The 21,010-nt window shown below is 38.5% G+C and carries 15 protein-coding genes; 4 read left to right on the top strand and 11 right to left on the bottom strand.

Features of this window, described 5'->3' with window-relative positions:
* Window positions 1-61 precede the first annotated feature (61 nt).
* On the top strand, window positions 62-2,395 hold the full coding sequence (helD, locus tag FHY45_RS14305) for an RNA polymerase recycling motor HelD (protein WP_139892256.1): 2,334 nt from the start codon (window positions 62-64) through the stop codon (window positions 2,393-2,395).
* A 60-nt stretch (window positions 2,396-2,455) separates the two neighbouring features.
* Here the strand turns inward: helD and FHY45_RS14300 are convergent, their stop codons facing one another.
* The 7 genes from FHY45_RS14300 to FHY45_RS14265 form a co-directional block, all read right to left on the bottom strand.
* Complete coding sequence (locus FHY45_RS14300) at window positions 2,456-3,715, bottom strand: sensor histidine kinase (protein WP_139892255.1); 1,260 nt, start codon at window positions 3,713-3,715, stop codon at window positions 2,456-2,458.
* Window positions 3,716-3,822: 107 nt separating this feature from the next.
* Window positions 3,823-6,036 (bottom strand): alpha-galactosidase, encoded by a 2,214-nt coding sequence (locus FHY45_RS14295; RefSeq protein ID WP_139892254.1) that lies wholly within the window; start codon window positions 6,034-6,036, stop codon window positions 3,823-3,825.
* Window positions 6,037-6,209: 173 nt separating this feature from the next.
* Window positions 6,210-7,670, bottom strand: coding sequence for a S1C family serine protease (locus FHY45_RS14290; protein ID WP_139892253.1), 1,461 nt, complete (start codon window positions 7,668-7,670; stop codon window positions 6,210-6,212).
* A gap of 480 nt (window positions 7,671-8,150) precedes the next feature.
* Window positions 8,151-9,635: a HAMP domain-containing sensor histidine kinase gene (locus FHY45_RS14280; RefSeq protein WP_225983625.1), complete on the bottom strand. Its 1,485-nt coding sequence runs from the start codon at window positions 9,633-9,635 to the stop codon at window positions 8,151-8,153.
* Window positions 9,622-10,311 carry a response regulator transcription factor gene (locus tag FHY45_RS14275; protein ID WP_139892251.1) on the bottom strand — a complete coding sequence of 230 codons (690 nt, stop codon included), beginning with the start codon at window positions 10,309-10,311 and terminating at the stop codon, window positions 9,622-9,624. Before FHY45_RS14275 ends, FHY45_RS14280 begins: the two co-directional genes overlap by 14 nt.
* Window positions 10,312-10,391: 80 nt before the next feature.
* Window positions 10,392-11,090 carry an ABC transporter ATP-binding protein gene (locus FHY45_RS14270; RefSeq protein ID WP_066106398.1) on the bottom strand — a complete coding sequence of 233 codons (699 nt, stop codon included), beginning with the start codon at window positions 11,088-11,090 and terminating at the stop codon, window positions 10,392-10,394.
* A gap of 12 nt (window positions 11,091-11,102) precedes the next feature.
* Window positions 11,103-12,608, bottom strand: a complete 1,506-nt coding sequence (locus tag FHY45_RS14265) for an ABC transporter permease (protein WP_139892250.1) — start codon at window positions 12,606-12,608, stop codon at window positions 11,103-11,105.
* A 291-nt stretch (window positions 12,609-12,899) separates the two neighbouring features.
* Here FHY45_RS14265 and FHY45_RS14260 point away from each other — a divergent pair, with 291 nt between their 5' ends.
* Window positions 12,900-14,066 (top strand): MFS transporter, encoded by a 1,167-nt coding sequence (locus FHY45_RS14260; RefSeq protein ID WP_139892249.1) that lies wholly within the window; start codon window positions 12,900-12,902, stop codon window positions 14,064-14,066.
* A gap of 479 nt (window positions 14,067-14,545) precedes the next feature.
* Window positions 14,546-15,676 carry a DNA polymerase III subunit beta gene (gene dnaN / locus FHY45_RS14255; RefSeq protein ID WP_139892248.1) on the top strand — a complete coding sequence of 377 codons (1,131 nt, stop codon included), beginning with the start codon at window positions 14,546-14,548 and terminating at the stop codon, window positions 15,674-15,676.
* A 59-nt stretch (window positions 15,677-15,735) separates the two neighbouring features.
* Here the strand turns inward: dnaN and FHY45_RS14250 are convergent, their stop codons facing one another.
* The gene (locus tag FHY45_RS14250; protein WP_066106389.1) at window positions 15,736-15,978 is read right to left on the bottom strand and encodes a YkuS family protein; all 243 of its coding nucleotides are present in this window, start codon (window positions 15,976-15,978) and stop codon (window positions 15,736-15,738) included.
* Between the two features lie 208 nt (window positions 15,979-16,186).
* Between FHY45_RS14250 and FHY45_RS14245 the strand changes: the two genes are divergently transcribed.
* The gene (locus FHY45_RS14245) at window positions 16,187-16,465 is read left to right on the top strand and encodes an AbrB/MazE/SpoVT family DNA-binding domain-containing protein (protein ID WP_066106388.1); all 279 of its coding nucleotides are present in this window, start codon (window positions 16,187-16,189) and stop codon (window positions 16,463-16,465) included.
* 272 nt (window positions 16,466-16,737) lie between these two features.
* Here FHY45_RS14245 and FHY45_RS21150 read toward each other — a convergent pair whose 3' ends face one another.
* The 3 genes from FHY45_RS21150 to murB form a co-directional block, all read right to left on the bottom strand.
* Window positions 16,738-18,477, bottom strand: a complete 1,740-nt coding sequence (locus FHY45_RS21150) for a glycine betaine ABC transporter substrate-binding protein (RefSeq protein ID WP_066106386.1) — start codon at window positions 18,475-18,477, stop codon at window positions 16,738-16,740.
* Window positions 18,474-19,682, bottom strand: coding sequence for a quaternary amine ABC transporter ATP-binding protein (locus FHY45_RS14235; RefSeq protein WP_066106383.1), 1,209 nt, complete (start codon window positions 19,680-19,682; stop codon window positions 18,474-18,476). Before FHY45_RS14235 ends, FHY45_RS21150 begins: the two co-directional genes overlap by 4 nt.
* 172 nt (window positions 19,683-19,854) lie before the next feature.
* Window positions 19,855-20,769 carry a UDP-N-acetylmuramate dehydrogenase gene (gene murB, locus FHY45_RS14230; RefSeq protein ID WP_139892247.1) on the bottom strand — a complete coding sequence of 305 codons (915 nt, stop codon included), beginning with the start codon at window positions 20,767-20,769 and terminating at the stop codon, window positions 19,855-19,857.
* Between the last annotated feature and the right edge of the window lie 241 nt (window positions 20,770-21,010).

Raw genomic sequence — 21,010 nt, 5'->3', positions numbered from 1 at the left:
AATCAACCATTATAGAAAGTATGACTGTGTATCAATATCCGAATCACTAGGAGGACAGGATATGACCGAACAAAATTTTGCTAAACAACAGGAAGAACAACGACTATCAACCATTATCAAGATTATTGAGAATAAAGCCAATAAGCTGAACCAATCATCAGGTGGACTCAAGGATGAAGTCATTTATATTCGCAAAACCTTTTGGGAAGATGTCACCGTCAATATGGACAATATTGAGGATGCAGTCGAAACATTGGCGAGCATAAAACAGCAATCTGAATTACTGTCAGAAAGAGAAAGAACCCAATATCAGATTACGAAGCAACTAAAAACACTGGACCTACTTAAAGACTCCCCATATTTCGGCAGGATTGATTTTCATGAAGACGGTGAAGAACAAATAGATCAAGTCTATATTGGAATTGCTTCTCTAATGGATCAGAACAATGAAAATTTCCTGATCTATGATTGGCGTGCCCCAATCTCGAGTCTATACTATGACCATTCACCCGGACCCGCTGAATATCAAACACTCGAAGGGCCCATCACGGGCACGATGGAGCTAAAGAGACAATATATCATCAAAAATGGAAAGCTTAAAAGTATGTTTGATACCGGCTTAACAATAGGGGATGAACTCTTAAAAGAAGTTCTTGGCACCCGTGCGGATAATCAAATGAAGAATATTGTTGCCACGATTCAAAAAGAGCAAAATAAAATTATTCGTAACGTACAAAGTAAGTATTTGGTCGTCCAGGGTGTGGCCGGAAGCGGTAAAACTTCGGCTGCCCTTCAGCGCGTGGCTTTTTTACTATATCGTTATTTTGGGAAGATCAAATCAGATCATATCTTATTATTTTCTCCAAATCCCTTATTCAACAGCTATATAGCCACTGTTCTGCCTAATTTAGGTGAAGAAAACATGCAACAAATTACTTTTCAGGATTATATCGAAAAGTATGTAGGTAACGAATTTGATATCGAGGATCCTTTTCAGCAAATGGAATACGTATTGAAAAATGAACAGGATGAATATTACCAGGCTCGACTTGAAGGAATTCGTTTTAAATCCCATTTGCAGTATAAACAATTGATAGATGCCTATATTCACCATCTCAGTCGACAGGATTTAAAATTTAAAACAATTTCTTTTCGCGGTGAAACACTTATTTCGGCAAGTGAAATTGCGGAATACTTTTACTCTCTTGATAACAGGAGTCCTATCCAACTTCGTATGCAGACCGTGAAGGATTGGCTTTTACAAAAGCTGGATCAAAAAGAAAAACTCGAATATAAAAAAGAATGGGTAGAAGATGAACTAGAGTTACTTGAAACAGATGAATATACCGAGACTTATTTGGAGATTCAGGCAAAAGATCGCTTGTCAGAGGACACATTTAATGATTTTGAACACGAGAAAGATGAATTGGCAAAAAAATTAGTTCGTAAATATTTTAATCCAATAAAAAAAGCCATTAAAAATCTAAAATTTATCCATGTAAAAGCTATCTATAAGAACTTCTTCCTTAATGGCTATAAATATATCAATGATGCTGATTATCCTAAAATATGGCCAAGGATTTGTGATTACACCTTAGACAAATGCAAACAAAACCAATTAGCCAATGAAGATGCAACAGCTTATATTTATTTAAAGGCACAATTGGAGGGGCGAAAAACTAATAATATTATCCGGCACTTATTTATTGATGAGGCACAGGATTATTCGCCATTTCAATTTGCTGTTCTTAAACAACTTTTTCCAAATAGTAAAATGACCATTTTAGGCGACTTTAATCAGGCTATTTATGCTCATTCGATGAATGCGCCAACCCTTCTGTCTAATGAGCTGTATGAGTCAGAGAGCTTTGACAAGATGGTTCTGACAAAGAGCTACCGATCAACCCGTCAAATTGTTGACTTTACGAAGGAAATTTTGGGCAATGTCCAAATTGAGCCATTTAATAGAACTGGGCCAAAACCTACAATAAAAATCGTAAATAACAATTCAGAACGGACCCAGGAAATAATGAATCTGATCGCTTCTTTGGAGAACGCTGGCCATCAAACCATTGCGATTATATGCAAAACAGAAGAAGAAACTCGGAATGCCTACGTAGAATTATCAAAAAACCTCGATGTCCAGCTCATGCAAAAAAACACCTATTCGTATAATAAGGGAATATTAATTCTGCCTTCCTATTTATCAAAAGGAATTGAATTCGATGCTGTCATTATTTTTGATGCATCAAAAGAAACCTATAGCCGCGAATTGGAGAGAAAATTATTCTATACGGCTTGTACAAGAGCTATGCACGAACTCTATCTGGTTAGCAGTGATGAAATGAGTCCATTTCTTGATGGGATACCGACTGATTTATACCATATTGATTAAAGGCATAAAAAGACCTGAATGGGCTATAACCCTTCAGGTCTTCTCCATTTATGGAGTTATTTATTCTTGTCCCGGAAAATAGATGGTAAAGGCTGTCCCTTCACCAGGCTTGCTTTTTACACGGATTGACCCTTTCATCGAATCAATTATCCGATATACCGCCATCATTCCAAGACCTGTTCCTTCTACCCCTTTTGTTGAATAATAGGGCTCGCCCAAACGCTTTAATTGTTCATTGGTCATACCAATGCCCGTATCGATGATATGTATATCTACACCTTTTCTCTTATGATCCGTGTTGATTGTAAGAGAACCCCCATGACCCATTGATTCGATTCCATTTTTTAAGATATTAACGAAACATTGCTGAAATAATTGCTTTTCTCCTCTCACTATAAAGGAAGCTACTTCAATCTGAATACGTACATTTCGCATAGTAGCCAGCGGCTGAACAATATCAGCTACTTTATTCAACTCTGCTTGAATATTGATATCTTCTTTACTGTTAATATGCGGTTTAGCAAACGCCAGAAAATCTTTAATAATGTTATCAGCCCGGTCCAATTCGGATAGCGCAATATCAATATACTGCTCCTTTTTTTCCTTCGTAAGATTCTCATCACTTCTTAATAATTGTAAAAATCCTTTCGTGGCTGTTAATGGATTACGAACTTCATGTGAAATTGAGGCTGCTAAATGACTGACAGACTGCATCTTTTCCGTATCAATCAATTTACTTTTAAAGTTTCTGTTTTTCTCTAGCCTTTCTATTGAATAAACAAGCCAGACCGTTCCAGTTATATACAAGAAAACATATAAAATTTGATTTAGTGTTTTAATATCGTTAATCATTATAATTGTAAAAATCTCCATAATAGCCAAAGAGGAAATAAGCGCCGTTACAAAGGAGGCAACTAAACGCTGCCTGGTCATTAGTTTGAAGTATTGCTTTCTCATAACCATTGCAGAGAAAAGGACAAACATGCCTGAAAAAAAGTGAAACCATTCAAATGAAGAGGTGTAAAGGATAGACGCAGTAAATGTCAGCATGTATAAACTGATACCGATTGCATACCCACCATAAAATATACCGATAATAATGGATATAGAACTAAAATTCATGATCTGAATTCCAGGAGGTGATTCAGCAGTGAAGAATACAATATTAACAAGAATCGCAATCGCTTGACCAATTCCAACGATTAAAGGATTAATCACTCCAAGTATCCCATATTTAACATGCCAAAAGTAAATGAATTGAATAATAATCAGAATGATAAATAGATTAATAAATAACTTTGCAATGAATTCACTTGTCATCTGATTCTCCTTCTAAATACATCTATACTTGAAGTTTAGAGGAAAATATATCCAAAGTAAATTATTATTTTTAGAAGTCTCAGTATATTAATCTAAACTCATAAAAGCTAGAACTCTATATTATTAATCTTTTCGTAACCTTCAAAGGCGAGCCTCCAAAACATACTGCAATAATCCCCCTTCATTTCCGGGATAGAAAGTCCTGCATACATTAATTCATCTCCACCATATATTAAGGATGTATGTTTATCGAGGTATTCTTTCTCGGGATTTAACCCCCTGAGCCTCAGAATACGGAACGGTTCTGCAGGCTGTGCCATCATTCTGAAATACATCACAACCGTTTCAGATAAATCTTGACTAACAAATTGCCAAGCTGCCTGATTTCCTGCAAATGGGCTAAGTAATCGATAATACGTGCCAAATTGTATAATCGAACGAATTTCCTTATACAAGGAAATCTGGTCTTTAATCATTTTCTTTTCTAATTGACTCAGTTTGGAAAAATCCAGCTCGTATCCTAGATTTCCTGACATAGCAACATGTCCACGCATGTTTAAAGAAGTGTGACGATGCACCTGATGATTTGGGCTTGCTGACACATGAGCACCCATTGTCACCGGTGGATACACAAGGCTTGTTCCGTGCTGGATTTTTAACCTTGAGATAGCATCTGTATTGTCACTCGTCCACACCTGAGGCATATAAAACAGCATTCCTGGATCATATCTTCCCCCTCCCCCTGAACAACTCTCAAATAAGACCGTTGGATAGCGGCTAGTCAATACCTCTAATATATAATATAGTCCCAAAATGTAGCGATGCCCTGTTTCTCTTTGGCGTTCTATAGGTAAAGCAAGTGACCCCACTTCCGTCATATGTCGATTCATATCCCACTTCACATAGCTAATAGGAGCAGATAATAAGACATTTGAAACCGATTCAATAATGTACTCACATACCTCGGCTCTTGTTAGATCGAGGACCAATTGATTACGTCCTAATGATTTCGGGCGATTGGGCACTTGAATGCACCAATCGGGATGATTTCGATATAAGTCACTTTCCATAGATACCATTTCAGGTTCAAACCAAAGCCCAAATTTCATCCCAAGCTGATTAATTTGCTCTGCCAGCTTTTTTAACCCGCCAGGTAATTTTTGCTTATTTACATACCAATCTCCAAGAGAAGTTTTGGCGTTGTTACGTTTTCCGAACCATCCATCATCCAGGACAAATAATTCAATCCCAAGCTCCTTACCTTCTCGTGCAAGCTTTAAAAGCTTGTCAGAGTCAAATTTAAAATACGTAGCCTCCCAGTTATTTAACAATACTGGCCGCAGACAATCTCTGTGCTGCCCTCTCGCCAATCGAAAGCGATATAATTCATGATAAGTTCTCGACATGTCACTGAAACCCTTATAAGAATAAACCATAACGACTTCCGGTGTTTGAAAGATTTCTCCTCTCCCCAAATGCCAACTAAAATTAGAGGGATTAATACCAATGGAAAGGCGCGTGGTTTCATACTGATCAACCTCAGCCTGCGCTCTAAAATTCCCACTATAAACCAGACTGAACCCATATACTTCTCCATACTCTTCATTTGTATCTGGCTTTGCCAGGCACATAAAGGGATTATGCTGATGACTGCTGGCCCCACGTCTGCTCTCGATGAGATGGCTTCCGGCTGTTAAACGTTTTCTCGATAGATTACATTCATTCGCATGGGCGCCATATAAAGTGAGCAAATCAAATTCGCTTTCTCTAAAATCAACAGAAGCACTCATGGCTTTAATTATACTCACGGAGTTAGCTCCATGATTTATAAACCGGACTGACCGAGTGATCACATTGGATTGCTCGTATGTACTATACGTCAATATCGCCTGAAGCCCCGTTTGATTATCCATAAGGGTAAAATCTATAGAGGTTGCTTCCTCTTCTTCTTCAATGTACGTAGCAGGTAATCCGGTTAATTTTCGTTTCCATTTATATATGTGAAAATGTTTATATTTTAAATCAGTAACGGCTGAACCATCCGAAAATTGAACTTGATAGGCCGGCGTACGAAAATCAGTGTTGTTTGCTGGATATTCCTGAGGCAACGTATCAAGAGAAAACGTTCTGTCAAACCCTTCTGGTTGTGGAGAGAACAATCGGTACTTAAACTGTAATTGATTGCTTTCATTCACATCCTTAATCCTTTTCCCCCAATATAAATGAGACAGATATGCTTGATGATAGATTTTTATCACATAGCTCATTTCACCAGCTTGCAAATGGAATATTTTCCGTTTAGGACAGTACGACACTCCCATTTTGATCTCCCTCATATCTTTTCTTCTATATATATGTACACGAAAATACCAACTTGCTCATAAATGCAAAAAAAAAAGAAGCCTTAAAATAAGGCTTCAAAGCGAAATCTTCATCTATTTAAATAATGTCTTCTACCCAAGAGGGCAAGGCAGTCGACAGTTATTCTCAGTTATTATTTCTCCGTTACTGTAACAGATACGGTTTTCTCCACTCCATTTCGATAAAGCTTGATTTTGACCTTATCTCCATTTGCAGCATTAGAATACAAGTATTTTCTGAACTCCCCAAGTGTAGTGACTTCCGCATCATTGATTGCCACTACCACGTCCTTAGCCTCTATACCTGCTTCAGCAGCGGGAGAACCGGTTTCCACCTGAGTTACTAACACTCCACTTGTTATCTCGGAAGGAAGATTCAATTGTTGCTGCAATACATATTGAGGTATTTCGGATATAGATTGCAAGCCTACACCAATATATGGACGTTGTACTTTTCCATCGGCAAGAAGGTCATTCACAATATCTGAAACATCCTTACTTGGAATAGCAAACCCTATTCCCTCAACCTCTTCAGATGATATTTTCATACTGTTGATACCAATAACTTGTCCGTCGGAATTGACAAGCGCTCCGCCACTGTTCCCAGGGTTTATAGCTGCATCCGTTTGAATTGCATCCATATCCCATTCACCAGCAGATGTAGCAACCGTTACTGTACGCTGCAATCCGCTGATAATTCCCTGGGTTACGGACCCCGAGAAGTCAAGACCCAAAGGGTTACCTATTGCCAACACTGGTTCACCAACACTTAGCTTTTCAGAGTCTCCGAATTCGGCTACTTTTGTCACTTTGCTTCCATCAATTTTTAATACCGCCAAGTCTGTTAATGGATCTGTTCCAACCAGTTCAGCCGTTATCCTTGTACCTTCTGCCAAGGACACCTCAATAGTATCTGCATTCTCAATAACATGATTATTGGTCACAATAAATGCATCTTTTCCCGATTTTTTGAAAATAACCCCAGAACCAGTCCCGCTCTCCTGGCTGTTATTGGACTCCTCATTGATTGTTGGTTGGCGGTAGTCATAGTAATTAGATGAGTTTTGTATATTCACTATACCTACAACCGCAGGAGAAACCTCCTCAATCATTTGAATTAGTTCAGAGGTTGTTTTCGTAGAGTCTACAATCTTCAGGCCATCCTCATCATTTACCTTATCATTTGTAGCAATGGCTGTTTTAACAGGTCCATCATCACCTGGCAGTACGCCTGATAAATCAACAAAACCTAAGTAAGAACCTGCTCCAAGTGCCACCATTCCACCAAGAATTGCGGTAATGACTGGTGTCAGCCATCTGGACCTTTTTTTCTTCTCTCTTGTAGATCTAACCTCTGCTTGATCATCAGATGCTTGAAGCGGTTGTACTTCCACGCATTCATTTACTTGTTCATTATTTTCATCTGTCATATCTTCTTCCTTGGCAGAGCTTAGTTCATGATATCCACGATATGAAATAATTTCTGTTTCAATATCTTTCTCATCTGGTAATGCAGGAATCTGAATATTATCCTGATTAGCAGTATCTATTGGTCTATCAAAATCATCATAATCACGACGGTTATTGTTTTCCATCCAAATTCCTCTCCTCACTCATTAAACTGTCTATTTAATATATTACGATAATTGTAGAATAATTGCATTTCTGCTCTTCTCACTATCTAATTTACTAACTGTATGTGTCAACAAAATGTCAAAATCTTTTCTCCTCTTAAAAAATTTAAAAGCTGCCTGTTCTTTGGCAGCTTTTAAACATATTCATTATGTTCTGGGGGACTACAGGATGTAGGTCACAAAGACGTTGCCACAGGACATGGCGTTTTTAGTCTTTGTCCCTTACCCTTAATCCTTCCGAGCCTCTGTCTTATGCTCCTCGCGGGCCTACAGGATGTAGGTCATGAAGACGTTGCCACAGGACGTGGCGCTTTTAGTCTTCGTTCCTTAAACGAGGCTCTTCAGCACTATGGTAATCCGGCTTCAGAGCCTAGGAGTTCGGGACATAAGCATAGCCTCTTCGGGGAAGAACATCCCCTTCGAGCCTCTGTCTTATGCTCCTCACTCCTGGGCAAGGCTCTTCAGTACTATAGTAAAGGTTGTACCTTCTTCACTGCTATTCGTTAATACCAAATCTCCATCCATTGCATTGGCGAGCATTCTGCTGAATGGGAGTCCTAGTCCTAGACCGCGGATTTTGTATTTTTTATCTTCTCCTCGATAAAAACGTTCAAATATTAAATCCTGCTCGGCAAGCGGGATTCCCGAACCGCTGTCCTGTACATCGATTGCGACATGATCCTCATCATATTTATAAATACGGACCTCTATCGTTCCCTCTCCTTGAATAGCATGCTTGGAATTATTCAAGAGATTAATCATAATTTGCTGCAATCGCAGAGGGTCCGCCGATACTACCATATCTTCTTTTGGCTGCTGTACAGTAACTTTAACAAGTTGATCATCCTGCACAATATCCCATTGGTAAATCATTTCATTAATGACCTCACCAATTTTTACAGACTCTCTATTAACAGGGATGGCATTGGCTGTAAAGGAGTTGAACTCCAATAAGTCTCCCACCATTTTTTGCATACGAGTCGTTTCCTGTAAGGATATGGCCAGAAACTCTTTTGCTTCTTCCCCTGTTACAACTCCATCATTAACGGCTTGAAGCAAACCGCTGATAGACGTTACAGGCGTCTTTAATTCATGTGTTACACCTGCCAGCAATTCAGCTCGCATAGCTTCAAGCTGCTCCAATTTAATAGCCATTTCCTTAAAGGAATGGACTAGATCATAAACTTCCTGTTCATTTACCTCTTCAATAAGTTCAATATTATAATTTCCTTTTTGAACCTGCTTAGCTGCTTCAGCTACATTCTCAATCGGCTTAACCAGTCTTTTGGATAAAAAGTAAATCGCAACCCATCCGAGCAAGGCCAAACTTAAAATCATAATCAAAAGTAATTTGTATTCCTGATCTACTGCAGTTAACTCATCCTCAGATTGCATAACGACAATCCAACTAATCACCGTATCATTCACAATCATAGGCCGCTTAACCAAATAATAATCTCTGCCACCAATATTGTTTAATTGTTTCACTTCATCCTTACTATTAAGCAGTGCAGTTGAAAATGAAGATACATTAAGGTGATTACTTGAACGATTCTCAATTACTATTTTTCCATTTACATCCACCACATAAATGGACGGATTGCCGCTGACCTCTAATAATTTTTTTCGATTGGCAAAAACCTCTGGATTCTGCTCTGTTTGAATATCAGTTCCAACCGTTTGATCCAGTATTCGCGCTGCTACTTCCTCAGCCAAATATTTATTAATATCCAGGTTCTTATTAAGAGTGGATTGCCTGATAATGATTCCTGTAAGGAATCCTATGACAATAAGTCCAATAAACAGGGTAACCAGATATCGTGTCGTCCAGTATTTCAACAAACTGACACGTTTAGTCGGATGGTTTTTCTTTTTTTGACCCAAGTGCTTCAGAAAATACATTTGCAGTTTATTATTTTTTTTCATAGACACTTAATTGATACCCCAATCCTCGCAGAGTTTTAATTTCTCCTTCAGATGCAGGCCAGTTTTGCAGAGACTTTCTCAGCCTTTTGATGGACAAATCTACCGCTCGGTCACTGCCGTCGTAATCCATCCCCCATACATGATCAATTAATTGATCTCTCGTAAATAATTGATTAGGATTTTGTGCCAAGAAGATGAGCAGTGAGAGATCGCGCGGTGTTAAGTCAAGCTCTACTCCATTTAATGTAACATTATGAGCTTTCATATTAATGCACAACGCGCCAAACTGTTTCTTTTCCTTATCATCAATGACCTGTCCAGATCTTCTCAATACTGCCTGGACACGGGCAACCACTTCATCTCCAATGAAGGGTTTAGTGATATAGTCGTCAGCTCCATCATTTAAGCCTGTGAGCTTGTAATTAATATCACCAAGTGCTGTGAGCATAATAACAGGGCATGCGCTTTTCGTACGAATTTCTTTTAATATATCCCATCCACTCATACCTGGAAGCATAACATCGAGCAAAACAAGATTCGGTTGAAACTCCTCAAATTTAGCAATGGCTTCACCACCTGTAAATACTTGTTCAACTTCGTAGTTTACTTTCTTCAAGTAAGCCTTTAAAACCTGGCTGATGGCTTTTTCATCTTCTACAATCATGATTTTTTGCATCTTTCGTACTCACTCCTCGAGGATTAAAAGATAGGACAAAAATCCCCGATAACTCGGAGATTTTCATTAAACAAAATCACTTATTGGTGCGAATGTTCGCTTATATTATTAACAATCGTTATTTGGCCTTTAGAAAGGCGAATCGTTTGATCTGCAATGTCAGCAATATGCTGATCATGCGTAACGATGATGACACATTTATTTTCCTCATGTGCCAGCTGCATAAATAACTTAATGATGTCTTGAGCGGTATCCTCATCGAGGTTTCCAGTCGGTTCATCTGCTACAATTAAATCTGATTTACAGCAAAGGGCTCGTGCAATGGAGACACGTTGCTGCTGACCGCCACTCAGTGTGAGCACCTTTTGTCCAGCCTGCTTTTCATCGATGCCCACTTTTCTAAGCATCTCGAGTGCATACTGTTTTTTGTCCTTAACCTTATTTCCGGTAATCTCCATCGCTGTAGTGACATTTTGTAACGCAGTCATATAGGGCAGTAAATTATAGGATTGGAAGACAATCGAAACATATTTATTTCGAAACGTGGTATATCCAATTTTTCTAATATCTTTTCCTTCGTATAATACCTGTCCATCCTTAGGAGCATCCAGCGCACTCGCCAAGGCGAGAAGCGTAGTTTTTCCTGAACCGGAAGGACCGACAATTGCATAAAATAATCCTTTATTAAAAGAAACATTAATTTTCTTTACTATATCATGCTGTTTATTATTATGTCTGTACCAATAACTTAGATCCTTAAACTCCAATAATGCGCTCATTTACGGTTCCTCCTAATCCTGTCTTGAAAGTATTGCTTTTGGCTGCAATCGAAGTATGGATAATGATGGGATCAATGTAGCCAGGATGGCAATCAGTAAACCAATACCGGTTAACATACCAAGATCGGAAGCAGTTACTTTAACATCTAGATCATCCACTTGAGCTGTTTCCACCTGTGCCTGATTCGGTGCACCAGGAGCGTTTCCTCCTCCCATTCCAGGGCCCATGCCGCCTTCCATTTGCATTCCTTTACCGCCAAATGGATCCATTGTGGATTGTGTATCCGTTTCTACTTGTTGGGATAATAATTGATCGCCGATTTTATCAGCTGCTACATTACCAGTGACAGAAGCTATACCAAGTGCAAATACAGCAATGATTAGTATTTCTACAATAAACTGCCCTATCAACTTGCTCTTCTTTTCTCCAATGGCAAGCAGTACGCCCATTTCATATTTACGCTCCCGTATACCAAGCATTACAATCAGTCCTAAAATAATCGCACCTGCAATAGTCACGAGATAGACAACGTTCTTAGAAAAGGATGCTACATTGTTAATTGGTTCAACCATTTGTTGATACAACTGATCGTTGGCATCCAATTTAAATATGTCCGTATCAATAGTTCCGGTCGCTTCTGCATCCTCAATAAAAGAATCCGTATCCGCTGGGTCATTCATGTAGTAGACTGCGCTTTCGATTGTATCCTTGTAATCTTCACCCTTCAATTCATTAACAAGTGTGTATGGTACATATACTTTGTTATACGGATTCATGGCAGTGAAGTTCATCATACCTGAATCAGTAGATATTGAAGAAGTTTTGTAAATGCCGATTATTTCGACTTCAACAGTTGTATCTTCATCTGTTGAAGAGGTCACCTCTAATTGGTCCCCAACTACCAATTCGTTCTCTTCAGCCAGTGTCTCTTCGATAATGGCTACATTTTTATTTAAATGGTCATCTGATAGATGAGTGCCCTCTACCATTTCGGCATCTCCATCCATAAATTCGCTTGTTGTATCTGTAAAAGCTACTCCCTGGAGACTAATATCGGCATCCGCCATACTTGGACTGCCGCCTCCTCCAAATCCCGGACCTTGGCCATTTTTGTTCGTTTCATTTGTTGTACTTGTTGACTCTGTTTCTATTGGATCAAAATTTCCAGCCACTCCAAATGTAGTAGAATAATAGTTATATCCTTTTATCTGTGACAAAGATAGTAATTCATTTGCATCCTCAACCGCGACAGGCTCTTCTGTTAATCTAACAGGTTCTCTGTTTTCTTGATTTTCACGCTCCTGCCGTTGCTGCTCCATTAATTTTTCTCGATCAGCACTTAGTGTGACTTCACTGCCAAGACTCTGTTTTGCGAGCTCTGCTGATTTGTTTGCTGCTGTTTGTATCGATAAGCCAGATAAAACAAGCACACAGATAACTGTGAATACAACTAACTGTAGAATGCTCTTCCCTTTTCTGGCTTTTACACTTAAAAAAGCCCTTTTTATAAAGTTCATCTTTTTCATCCTTTCTGACAATCTATACCGGGTAAATCCTTAGAAAAGCTTTTCTATAAAAAATCTTACGACCATAATGTGTCGATAAAATGTCAAACAAAACTAAAAATATTTGTGTAGGCGAAACTATTATATTTGTATGAAAAGCTTTACAATTGACGTTAGAAATATTGATTATGTACAGTTGAAAAGAATATAACTATTAATATAACCGCTTGATACATAGATTTTTTTATACTTCATAGACACATAATTATCTAAGCATTTTGAGCGGTTTTAGAGGAGAAACTCATGGAAAATAAAAAAATATTGCCCGTTCTATTCCTGGTCATGTTTTTAGTGATGGTTGGCTTCGGGATTATCATTCCGGTCCTTCCATTTTTAGCAGAAGAGGTCGGCGGCACACCTACCCAGCTTGGCTTACTAATGGCAGTTTATTCGTTAATGCAGTTAATTTTCGCTCCGATTTGGGGAAAGATATCGGATCGAATCGGCAGAAAACCAGTCATGTTAATCGGTATATTTGGTCTGGCTTTATCATTCTTCATCATGGCCATAGCCAATTCATTATGGATAATGTTTGTGGCACGGATCATTGGTGGTATCCTTTCCTCAGCCAATATGCCAACTACCATGGCCTATGTAGCAGATATTACGACTGAAGAAGATCGTGGAAAAGGAATGGGGATTATAGGAGCAGCGACCGGGTTAGGCTTCATCTTCGGTCCAGCAATTGGCGGGATTCTTTCAAAATCCAGCTTAAATACGCCTTTCTTAATTGCCGGAATCCTCTCTACTTTGACGTTCTTATTAGTACTTATTGTTCTTAAGGAATCCTTAACAGCTGAACAATTAGGAAAACAAAGCTCGGGCAACAAATCGATGTGGATGAATTTTAGCGGTGCTGCTTCTATCTTGTTTGTGCTTCAATGCGTCGTATCTTTGTCTATGGCTGGTCTTGAAGCAACTTTTGCTTATTTTGCCGCTAATAAGGCTGGAATTGATACGGTCCAATTAGGATATATCTTTATGATTATGGGATTTGGCAGTGCGATTGTGCAGGGAGGACTCATTGGAATTATGACGAAGAATTGGGGAGAAGGCCGAGTCATTCAAATCGGGCTAATCGTTTCAATCATCGGGTTTATACTAATCCTATTTACCAATAGCTTCTGGACTGCAACACTCTTTATAACAATCTTCGGGTTAGGCAATGGGCTTATTCGTCCAGCTGTCACTGCATTGCTGACAAAGACCTCAACAGGAGGACACGGCAGCTCAACCGGACTACTTTCATCCTTTGATTCCCTTGGCAGGATCATAGGCCCGCCACTTGGAGGTTTACTGTATTCATTCGCCGTTGGACTCCCTTATATTTCAGGAGCTATTCTGACTGTAGGTGCATTATTGCTTTATCAGGTTTACCATGCTCAGGCAAGAAAAGTTCAAGCTTTATAAAATTATAGTATTGAAGCCTTCGATTTTTTACCATCGGAGGCTTTTTTGTTTTATAAGAGGTAATCTTAAGCGCTATGGGCAGGCGCTGGCTGGTTTTTTCCTCAATCCGGCTTTATTATTCCTGCTTTCCGCTGGTTTATTCACCTAATTGGCTGGTTTCTGCCTCTTTCCCGCTGGATTTCCTGCCGAATCGGCGGGATTCCCCCTGTTACTCTCCCTAGAATATCCTAATCATCAGTTTCCTTTCCGCTATTTCACTTGCAATCTAGATTCGGTCTATATTTAGGAGGAATTTTGAGTGAATTATAGAATATAGGTATATCATAACTAACATTTTGTTAGCGGGGAGCCTTTACTTAATTTTATGCAACTTAATGGCTAGTAAGTTAACCGGAAGGATTCATGCTGAAAGAAGGAATATGATTCTTTTTGGAGAATTGAATATACATGAAACTAATTATGGACTTGGGAGACTTCTAATGGAACTTACAATAAGTAAAGATTACTTCAACGAGGCATTATCCGATGTTAGCAGGGCAGTGACAACAAAATCGCTTTTACCAATTCTAACAGGCATAAAGTTGGTCGCTAAGGAGGATTGTTTAATTCTGATTGGCAGCAATTCCAATATTGCAATAGAAAAAATAATTCCTTTAGAAATGAACGGTATCCGGATATTAAACATAGATGAAACTGGCAGCGCAGTTCTTCCAGCTAAATATTTATGTGAAGTTGTAAAAAAATTATCTGATGATATTCATATAAAGGTAACTGGAAATAACGTAGCTAAAATTCAATCTGATGAAGTCATGGTATACCTAAATGGATTTAATCCTGGCAAGTATCCCACTTACCCTTCAATAAAGACAAACCATTTTATACAGATACACAGCTCTGCCTTAATGGAAATAATCAAACAAACTACATTTGCAGTCTCCAAAAGTGAAACAAGACCTGTTCTAACTGGTGTGAATATGTCGTTTAAAGAGAATAAGCTAACCTGTGTTGCGACCAATTCCCATCGACTGGCTTTAAGGAAAGTACCAATAAACTCACAAATTGAAGCTTCTTTCATTGTTCCTAGTGCCAGCCTTACTGAGCTCACAAAACTAATGAATAATGAAAAAGATCTTATACATATTTACATATTAGACAATTATATCGTATTCAAATCGTCGACTACCTCATTATATTCCAGACTTATTGAAGGTAATTTCCCTGGCATCTCTAAACTTATACCAGCCGATTCGAAAACCGTCATGATACTAGATACAGTAAAGTTATTAAAGGGGATAGATCGGGCTCGGCTGTTTGCAAGTGAATGGAAAAATAACAATATATTGATTGAAATGATAGATGGTAAACAAATAAAGATTGCATCAAACTCAACAGACATGGGGAAAATCGAAGAAATAATGGATATCAGAATGGTTCAAGGTGAAATTAATTTAAGTATATCTCTTGATGGAGAATTTCTACTCGATGCTTTAAAAGCCATAAAAGAAAAAGAAGTAAAATTAAGTTTTGGCGGATCCTTAAGACCCGTCTTGATTGAACCAGTTAACAATCCGTCTCATCTTCACCTTATATCCCCTGTACGATCGTATTGATGTAAATCTATTTCTTAGAAAAAAAATAACGGCTGCTTGTACACGGCAGCCGTTATTTTTTATTGAATTCTGTTTTCAACTGCCTGACATACTTCCTCAGCAGTAAGACCATCAGCGTTGATCACTGAAGCTTTTGTTGCTGTATCCTGCATACCCATTACGTTAATATCCAGGCCGGATACAACACAGCAGTCACACCCTTGTGTGTCATTTTCCTGTTTTAATTCGATTACATTATGTCCTTTATCACGTAAAGCTTGTTGAACGTCTGATAAAGATTGCTCCACACCAATTTTAGCCATAACATCCACCTCCTTCTTATGTAAATTGTCCATTAAGGCGACAAATTATACCAAAAATGCAGAAGGTCAATCGAAATATTGGTATATATATTATTATTACTGGTATAGCATTTAGTATTACAATCATGTTAATATTTGAGCAAAACTATTTACTTGTAACCAATTTAAGACTATTATTCTATAAAAAGGAAAGAAAAGTGGTGTGAGAATGAAGTCAACTGGGATTGTTAGAAAAGTCGATGAACTCGGCAGAATTGTACTGCCGATTGAACTTAGAAGAACTCTTGATATTAACATAAAAGATTCTATAGAGATTTTTACGGATGAAGACAAAATTATCCTGCAAAAATATACACCGGGTAAGGCTTGTGCCATTACAGGTGAAGTCAGTAATCAGAATATTTCATTAGCCAATGGAAAGATTGTGTTAAGTCAGGAAGGATTACGAATACTAAATTCAGAATTAAATCGAGTGATTGAAAGATAAAAGGCGATTCTTTATCGCCTTTTACCTCGAATTCAAGAGAATTTTGTACTTTCCAGCATAAACGCTAATATGTTTCAATTCTTGAACATTTAAATTTACAAAAAGATCACGTAAAAAAGATTAACATCCTTTGAGGCACCGAGTTGTTCTAATCCTTTATGCAGCCGTCCAACTTTCTGATTTATCATGCAGGCAAAACAAAAAGCATGAGTCCAGTAAAGTACCGAACTCATGCCCTAAATCATCTGCAAAACAATATGTCATTTACTCAATTATTCTTTCACTAGATCCTCGATTGAATCTATATCCATGTAAGTAGGAACAACGAGTCCACTCTTGGCACCTTTTAGATTTGGACCCAGATCGGTTAAATCTTCCTTATACTTATCATAGTAGGCATTATGAGTTAATGGCAGCCAAGCCGCAACCATGGCATCTGCTTTTTGATTGGCAATTGATGCAAACATCGGCCCAATTTCTACCTGCTTTAATTCCGGACTATATCCATGCATTCTTAATACTTCACCAATAACATTTGTTGATGCGATCTCTGACTCCCAGGCAACATAGATTAGACTAATACTTTGTCCTTCTCCCTTTTCTGCACCTGTCAGCCATTGATCCACCTTATTTGGATATTTTTCAATCCATTTGGCGGCTGCCTCTTTTGGTGTCATTCCTCCTTCCATGTCCACCATTACCTCTTCCATATCAGCTGGAGTCCAGTAAAATTGATCTAAGATTTGTTCTGCTCCAGGCAACTCTTCTTTCAAGCCTTTTCGGACCAATGTATGGATGTTTTCACTTTGGCCATATACATTCTTGGGATCATCTAAATATTTCAGATCATATTTTTGGAACTTCCAATGCGGTGTCCAACCTGTCAGAATAATTGGATCCTGATTATCGTAAGCTTTTTGAAGCTCAGCAACCATAGCAGCAGATGATCCTTCCTGCAAAGTCCAGTCTTCTTCCAGTCCATATTTCTTCAACACTTCTTCAGTTGCTGACATAATTCCTGCTCCAGGCTCAATACCCACAATTTTATAATCCACCTGATTGCCCACATAAGCATCATCTTTTGTACCTGTTTCTGCAGAAGAAGATAATGCTATATATGCGTATCCTCCAAGGAAAATTAAGATGATGAAACTATAAACCCATTTCTTAGCAATTACTCTTTCATATACAGGAGTTCTGAGGTTTTGCGATAATCTGTCTAAAATAATTGCAATGATAACAAGTGCTAAACCAGCTTCGAATCCTTCACCTACTGCTATTTGCGAAACGGCACGGTATACCTCGGCACCCAATCCAGGCGCACCAACAAGGGATGCCATAACCACCATAGATAAAGAAAGCATGATACTTTGGTTGATTCCGGCCATTATCGTTGAAACAGCCAATGGCAGTTGGACCTTTGTGATTTTCTGCCACGTGGTGGAACCAAAGGCTTGAGAAGCTTCTATTAAATCTGCCGGAACCTCCCGGATTCCTAAGTTCGTCATTCGAATCGTCGGCGCAACAGCGAAAATAAAAGAGGCCACGATTCCCGGAACGACTCCAATTCCAAAGAAAAGGATGGCAGGAATCAGATAAACGAAGCCAGGCATCGTTTGCATGAAATCCAGAATCGGCATTACAATTCTCTTCACCGTATTACTCTGTGACGCCCAAATACCAATTGGGACTCCGACAATAACCGTAATCAGTACGGATGCCAATACTAATGCCAATGTTTGAATCATAGCATCCCATAATCCTAAATTATCAATCAATAATAATCCTATAAACGTTAATAATGCCATGCCCCAATTATTTGTATATAAAACTAGCAGAGTAATCAGGATAATTAACAGAATGGAAGGTCCTAAGCCCAGTACTTCCACACTTGTATCAATAATAGTTTGAATGAACATCGAAATCCAATTAAATAGTGGTCCACATACTTCTGTTACCCAATCAATAAAACGATCTACTCCAGAAGCTATCGGTAATTTTTCTAGGTTCATTGACTTTCCTCCTTATCTTGGAGTACATCTTTGTTACCAGCCAATGCTCCAATGACAACACCACGTACAAGAACACCCTTCAATCTGTTAGCTTCATCAACGATTGCTAATGGGATTTGTGCATTTGCCATATCGTCGAGCAAATCAGATAGAATCGTATTTTCCAATGCTGTTGGCACTTCTTTTGTCATGACCTCTTCTATAGGGATTTTCTTTAGAATAGCTTCTCTTGCCTGGTCGGCGGAGAGCGCCCCAAGCAGTGTCTGCTTGCGGTCTACGATAAATATACTGGAGTATCCCCTGTCTTTCATAATTTGTAAGGCAACACGAGGACCTCTGTCAATTGTAATACGTTCCGCCCGAGTCATAATCGAAGACGCAGTCAGAACATGTGACAAATCGATATCTTCAATAAATCGTTCAACATAATCATTGGCAGGATTCATCATGATTTCCTCAGGAGTTCCCACTTGAATTACCCTGCCATCACGCATCAAAGCGATCCGATCACCTATTCTTAAAGCTTCATCCAAGTCATGCGTAATAAACACAATTGTTTTTTTGTAATTATCCTGGATCTCCAGCAGCTCATCCTGCATGCTTTTGCGGATAAGTGGATCAAGGGCACTAAATGCCTCATCCATAAGAAGAATATCTGTATCACTGGCCAAAGCCCTCGCAAGTCCAACACGCTGTTGCATCCCGCCGCTCAATTGGGATGGATACTGATCTTCATATCCTTTTAGGCCAACTACTTCGAGTGATTCCATTGCCTTCTGTTTTCGTTCCTGTTCAGGTATTTTTTGAATTTCCAATCCATACTCTGTATTCTCCAGGATAGTTTTATGAGGAAATAGGGCGAAGTTTTGAAACACCATACTAATTTTCTTTCTTCTAGTTTCACGTAATTCAGCCGGTGACATGTTAACTATATTCTCATTATCAATCAAAATCTCACCGGATGTCGGGGCAATTAGACGGTTTAACATTCGAATCAACGTGGATTTCCCACTCCCCGATAACCCCATAACAACAAAAATTTCTCCTTCATAGATATCAAGATTGGCATTATTAACCCCAATCGTACATCCTGTTTTCTTTAAGATATCTTTTTTTGAAGAGCCCTGCTTCAATAATTCAAGTGCAGATTGTGGAGATTTTCCAAACACTTTTACAACATTTTTTATACTTATCTTTGGCTGCAAACAACCACTCCTTCTATGTATTTTTTTGAAACAAACCATTTTCCCCTACTTATTACTATATCCTATTTCGGGAAAATCTAAACTTTTTTGCTCCTTTATACCCTTTTGCATAAGAATTGACACTAAAAAAGCCCCTCTTTTATGAGGGGCCAGACATTCAATTTATCAAATTCTATTCTTCTTCACCAATTATTTTTACTTCTGTTTCCAGGCTGACGCCAAAATTAGCTTTAACCGTGTCCTGAACATGCTTAATCAGCGCCAGATAGTCAGTAGCAGTAGCATCGCCAGTGTTAATGATGAAACCGGCATGCTTTGTAGATACCTGTGCTCCACCAATTTGAGCCCCTTGCAAACCGCTATCCTGAATCAGTTTACCCGCAAAATAGCCAGGCGGACGTTTAAATACACTTCCACAGGAAGGATACTCAAGCGGTTGCTTGGACTCCCTTAAAAAGGTTAACTCATCCATTTTTTCTTTAATTACTTTTACATCTCCCGGTACTGGAACAAAACGGGCTTCTAAAACGATATAATTTTGCTTGGCGATCAAACTGCTACGGTAAGTAAGCTCCATCTCATCCTTCGTCAATGTAAGAAGCTCACCCTTCTCATTTAACACGATAGCTGACTCAATGACCTGTGAAATTTCTCCACCGTAAGCACCAGCATTCATATACACAGCTCCACCGACTGAACCAGGGATTCCGCAAGCAAACTCTAATCCCGTCAGCTTCTGTTCTAAAGCAAATCGGGATACATCAATAATGGTTGCACCGCTCTGGGCAATAATTTTTCCATCTTCCATATAAATCTTATCTAAATGGTTTAGAATCAGGACAATTCCTCTAATTCCACCATCTCTAACAATTAAATTCGATCCATTCCCTAAAATCGTCAACGGAATATCATTCTTATGTGCATAAAGTATCGTATTTTGAACCTCTTCATAGGTTGTAGGCAACACCAAAAAGTCTGCATTCCCACCCGTTTTAGTAAATGTATATTCACGTAAAGGTTCATCCTGTTTAATATGTTCTGCTTGAATAATCTGCTGCAATTCTTCAATTGTTTTTTGTTTATTCATACTCTCAACCTTCTGAATTTATATTTGTCATATCTTATTATATACATGATTCACTCTGGGAAATCACTGCAAATGGTTGGAAATCGCTAAAATCACATTCATGAGTAAAACGATAATCCTGTTAGTGAGATATCTTTAGAACAACCTCATTGACTATCATACTATAAATATGCCCTATAAAAAAATAGTTATATCTATACCAAGATACATCGAGTTAATTAAATGAACCATTTTTCTTTAT

It is taken from the genome of Bacillus sp. D386 (assembly GCF_006346415.1).
Note: the sequence above shows the minus strand (reverse complement) of the source record. Positions and strands in the feature narration are given on the sequence as shown.

What these genes read in the sequence shown, in the direction of transcription:
- helD (WP_139892256.1), top strand. Translation starts at nt 62, where the DNA reads ATGACCGAACAAAATTTTGCTAAACAACAGGAAGAACAACGACTATCA.
- FHY45_RS14300 (WP_139892255.1), bottom strand. Translation starts at nt 3,715, where the DNA reads ATGACAAGTGAATTCATTGCAAAGTTATTTATTAATCTATTTATCATT.
- FHY45_RS14295 (WP_139892254.1), bottom strand. Translation starts at nt 6,036, where the DNA reads ATGGGAGTGTCGTACTGTCCTAAACGGAAAATATTCCATTTGCAAGCT.
- FHY45_RS14290 (WP_139892253.1), bottom strand. Translation starts at nt 7,670, where the DNA reads ATGGAAAACAATAACCGTCGTGATTATGATGATTTTGATAGACCAATA.
- FHY45_RS14280 (WP_225983625.1), bottom strand. Translation starts at nt 9,635, where the DNA reads ATGAAAAAAAATAATAAACTGCAAATGTATTTTCTGAAGCACTTGGGT.
- FHY45_RS14275 (WP_139892251.1), bottom strand. Translation starts at nt 10,311, where the DNA reads ATGCAAAAAATCATGATTGTAGAAGATGAAAAAGCCATCAGCCAGGTT.
- FHY45_RS14270 (WP_066106398.1), bottom strand. Translation starts at nt 11,090, where the DNA reads ATGAGCGCATTATTGGAGTTTAAGGATCTAAGTTATTGGTACAGACAT.
- FHY45_RS14265 (WP_139892250.1), bottom strand. Translation starts at nt 12,608, where the DNA reads ATGAACTTTATAAAAAGGGCTTTTTTAAGTGTAAAAGCCAGAAAAGGG.
- FHY45_RS14260 (WP_139892249.1), top strand. Translation starts at nt 12,900, where the DNA reads ATGGAAAATAAAAAAATATTGCCCGTTCTATTCCTGGTCATGTTTTTA.
- dnaN (WP_139892248.1), top strand. Translation starts at nt 14,546, where the DNA reads ATGGAACTTACAATAAGTAAAGATTACTTCAACGAGGCATTATCCGAT.
- FHY45_RS14250 (WP_066106389.1), bottom strand. Translation starts at nt 15,978, where the DNA reads ATGGCTAAAATTGGTGTGGAGCAATCTTTATCAGACGTTCAACAAGCT.
- FHY45_RS14245 (WP_066106388.1), top strand. Translation starts at nt 16,187, where the DNA reads ATGAAGTCAACTGGGATTGTTAGAAAAGTCGATGAACTCGGCAGAATT.
- FHY45_RS21150 (WP_066106386.1), bottom strand. Translation starts at nt 18,477, where the DNA reads ATGAACCTAGAAAAATTACCGATAGCTTCTGGAGTAGATCGTTTTATT.
- murB (WP_139892247.1), bottom strand. Translation starts at nt 20,769, where the DNA reads ATGAATAAACAAAAAACAATTGAAGAATTGCAGCAGATTATTCAAGCA.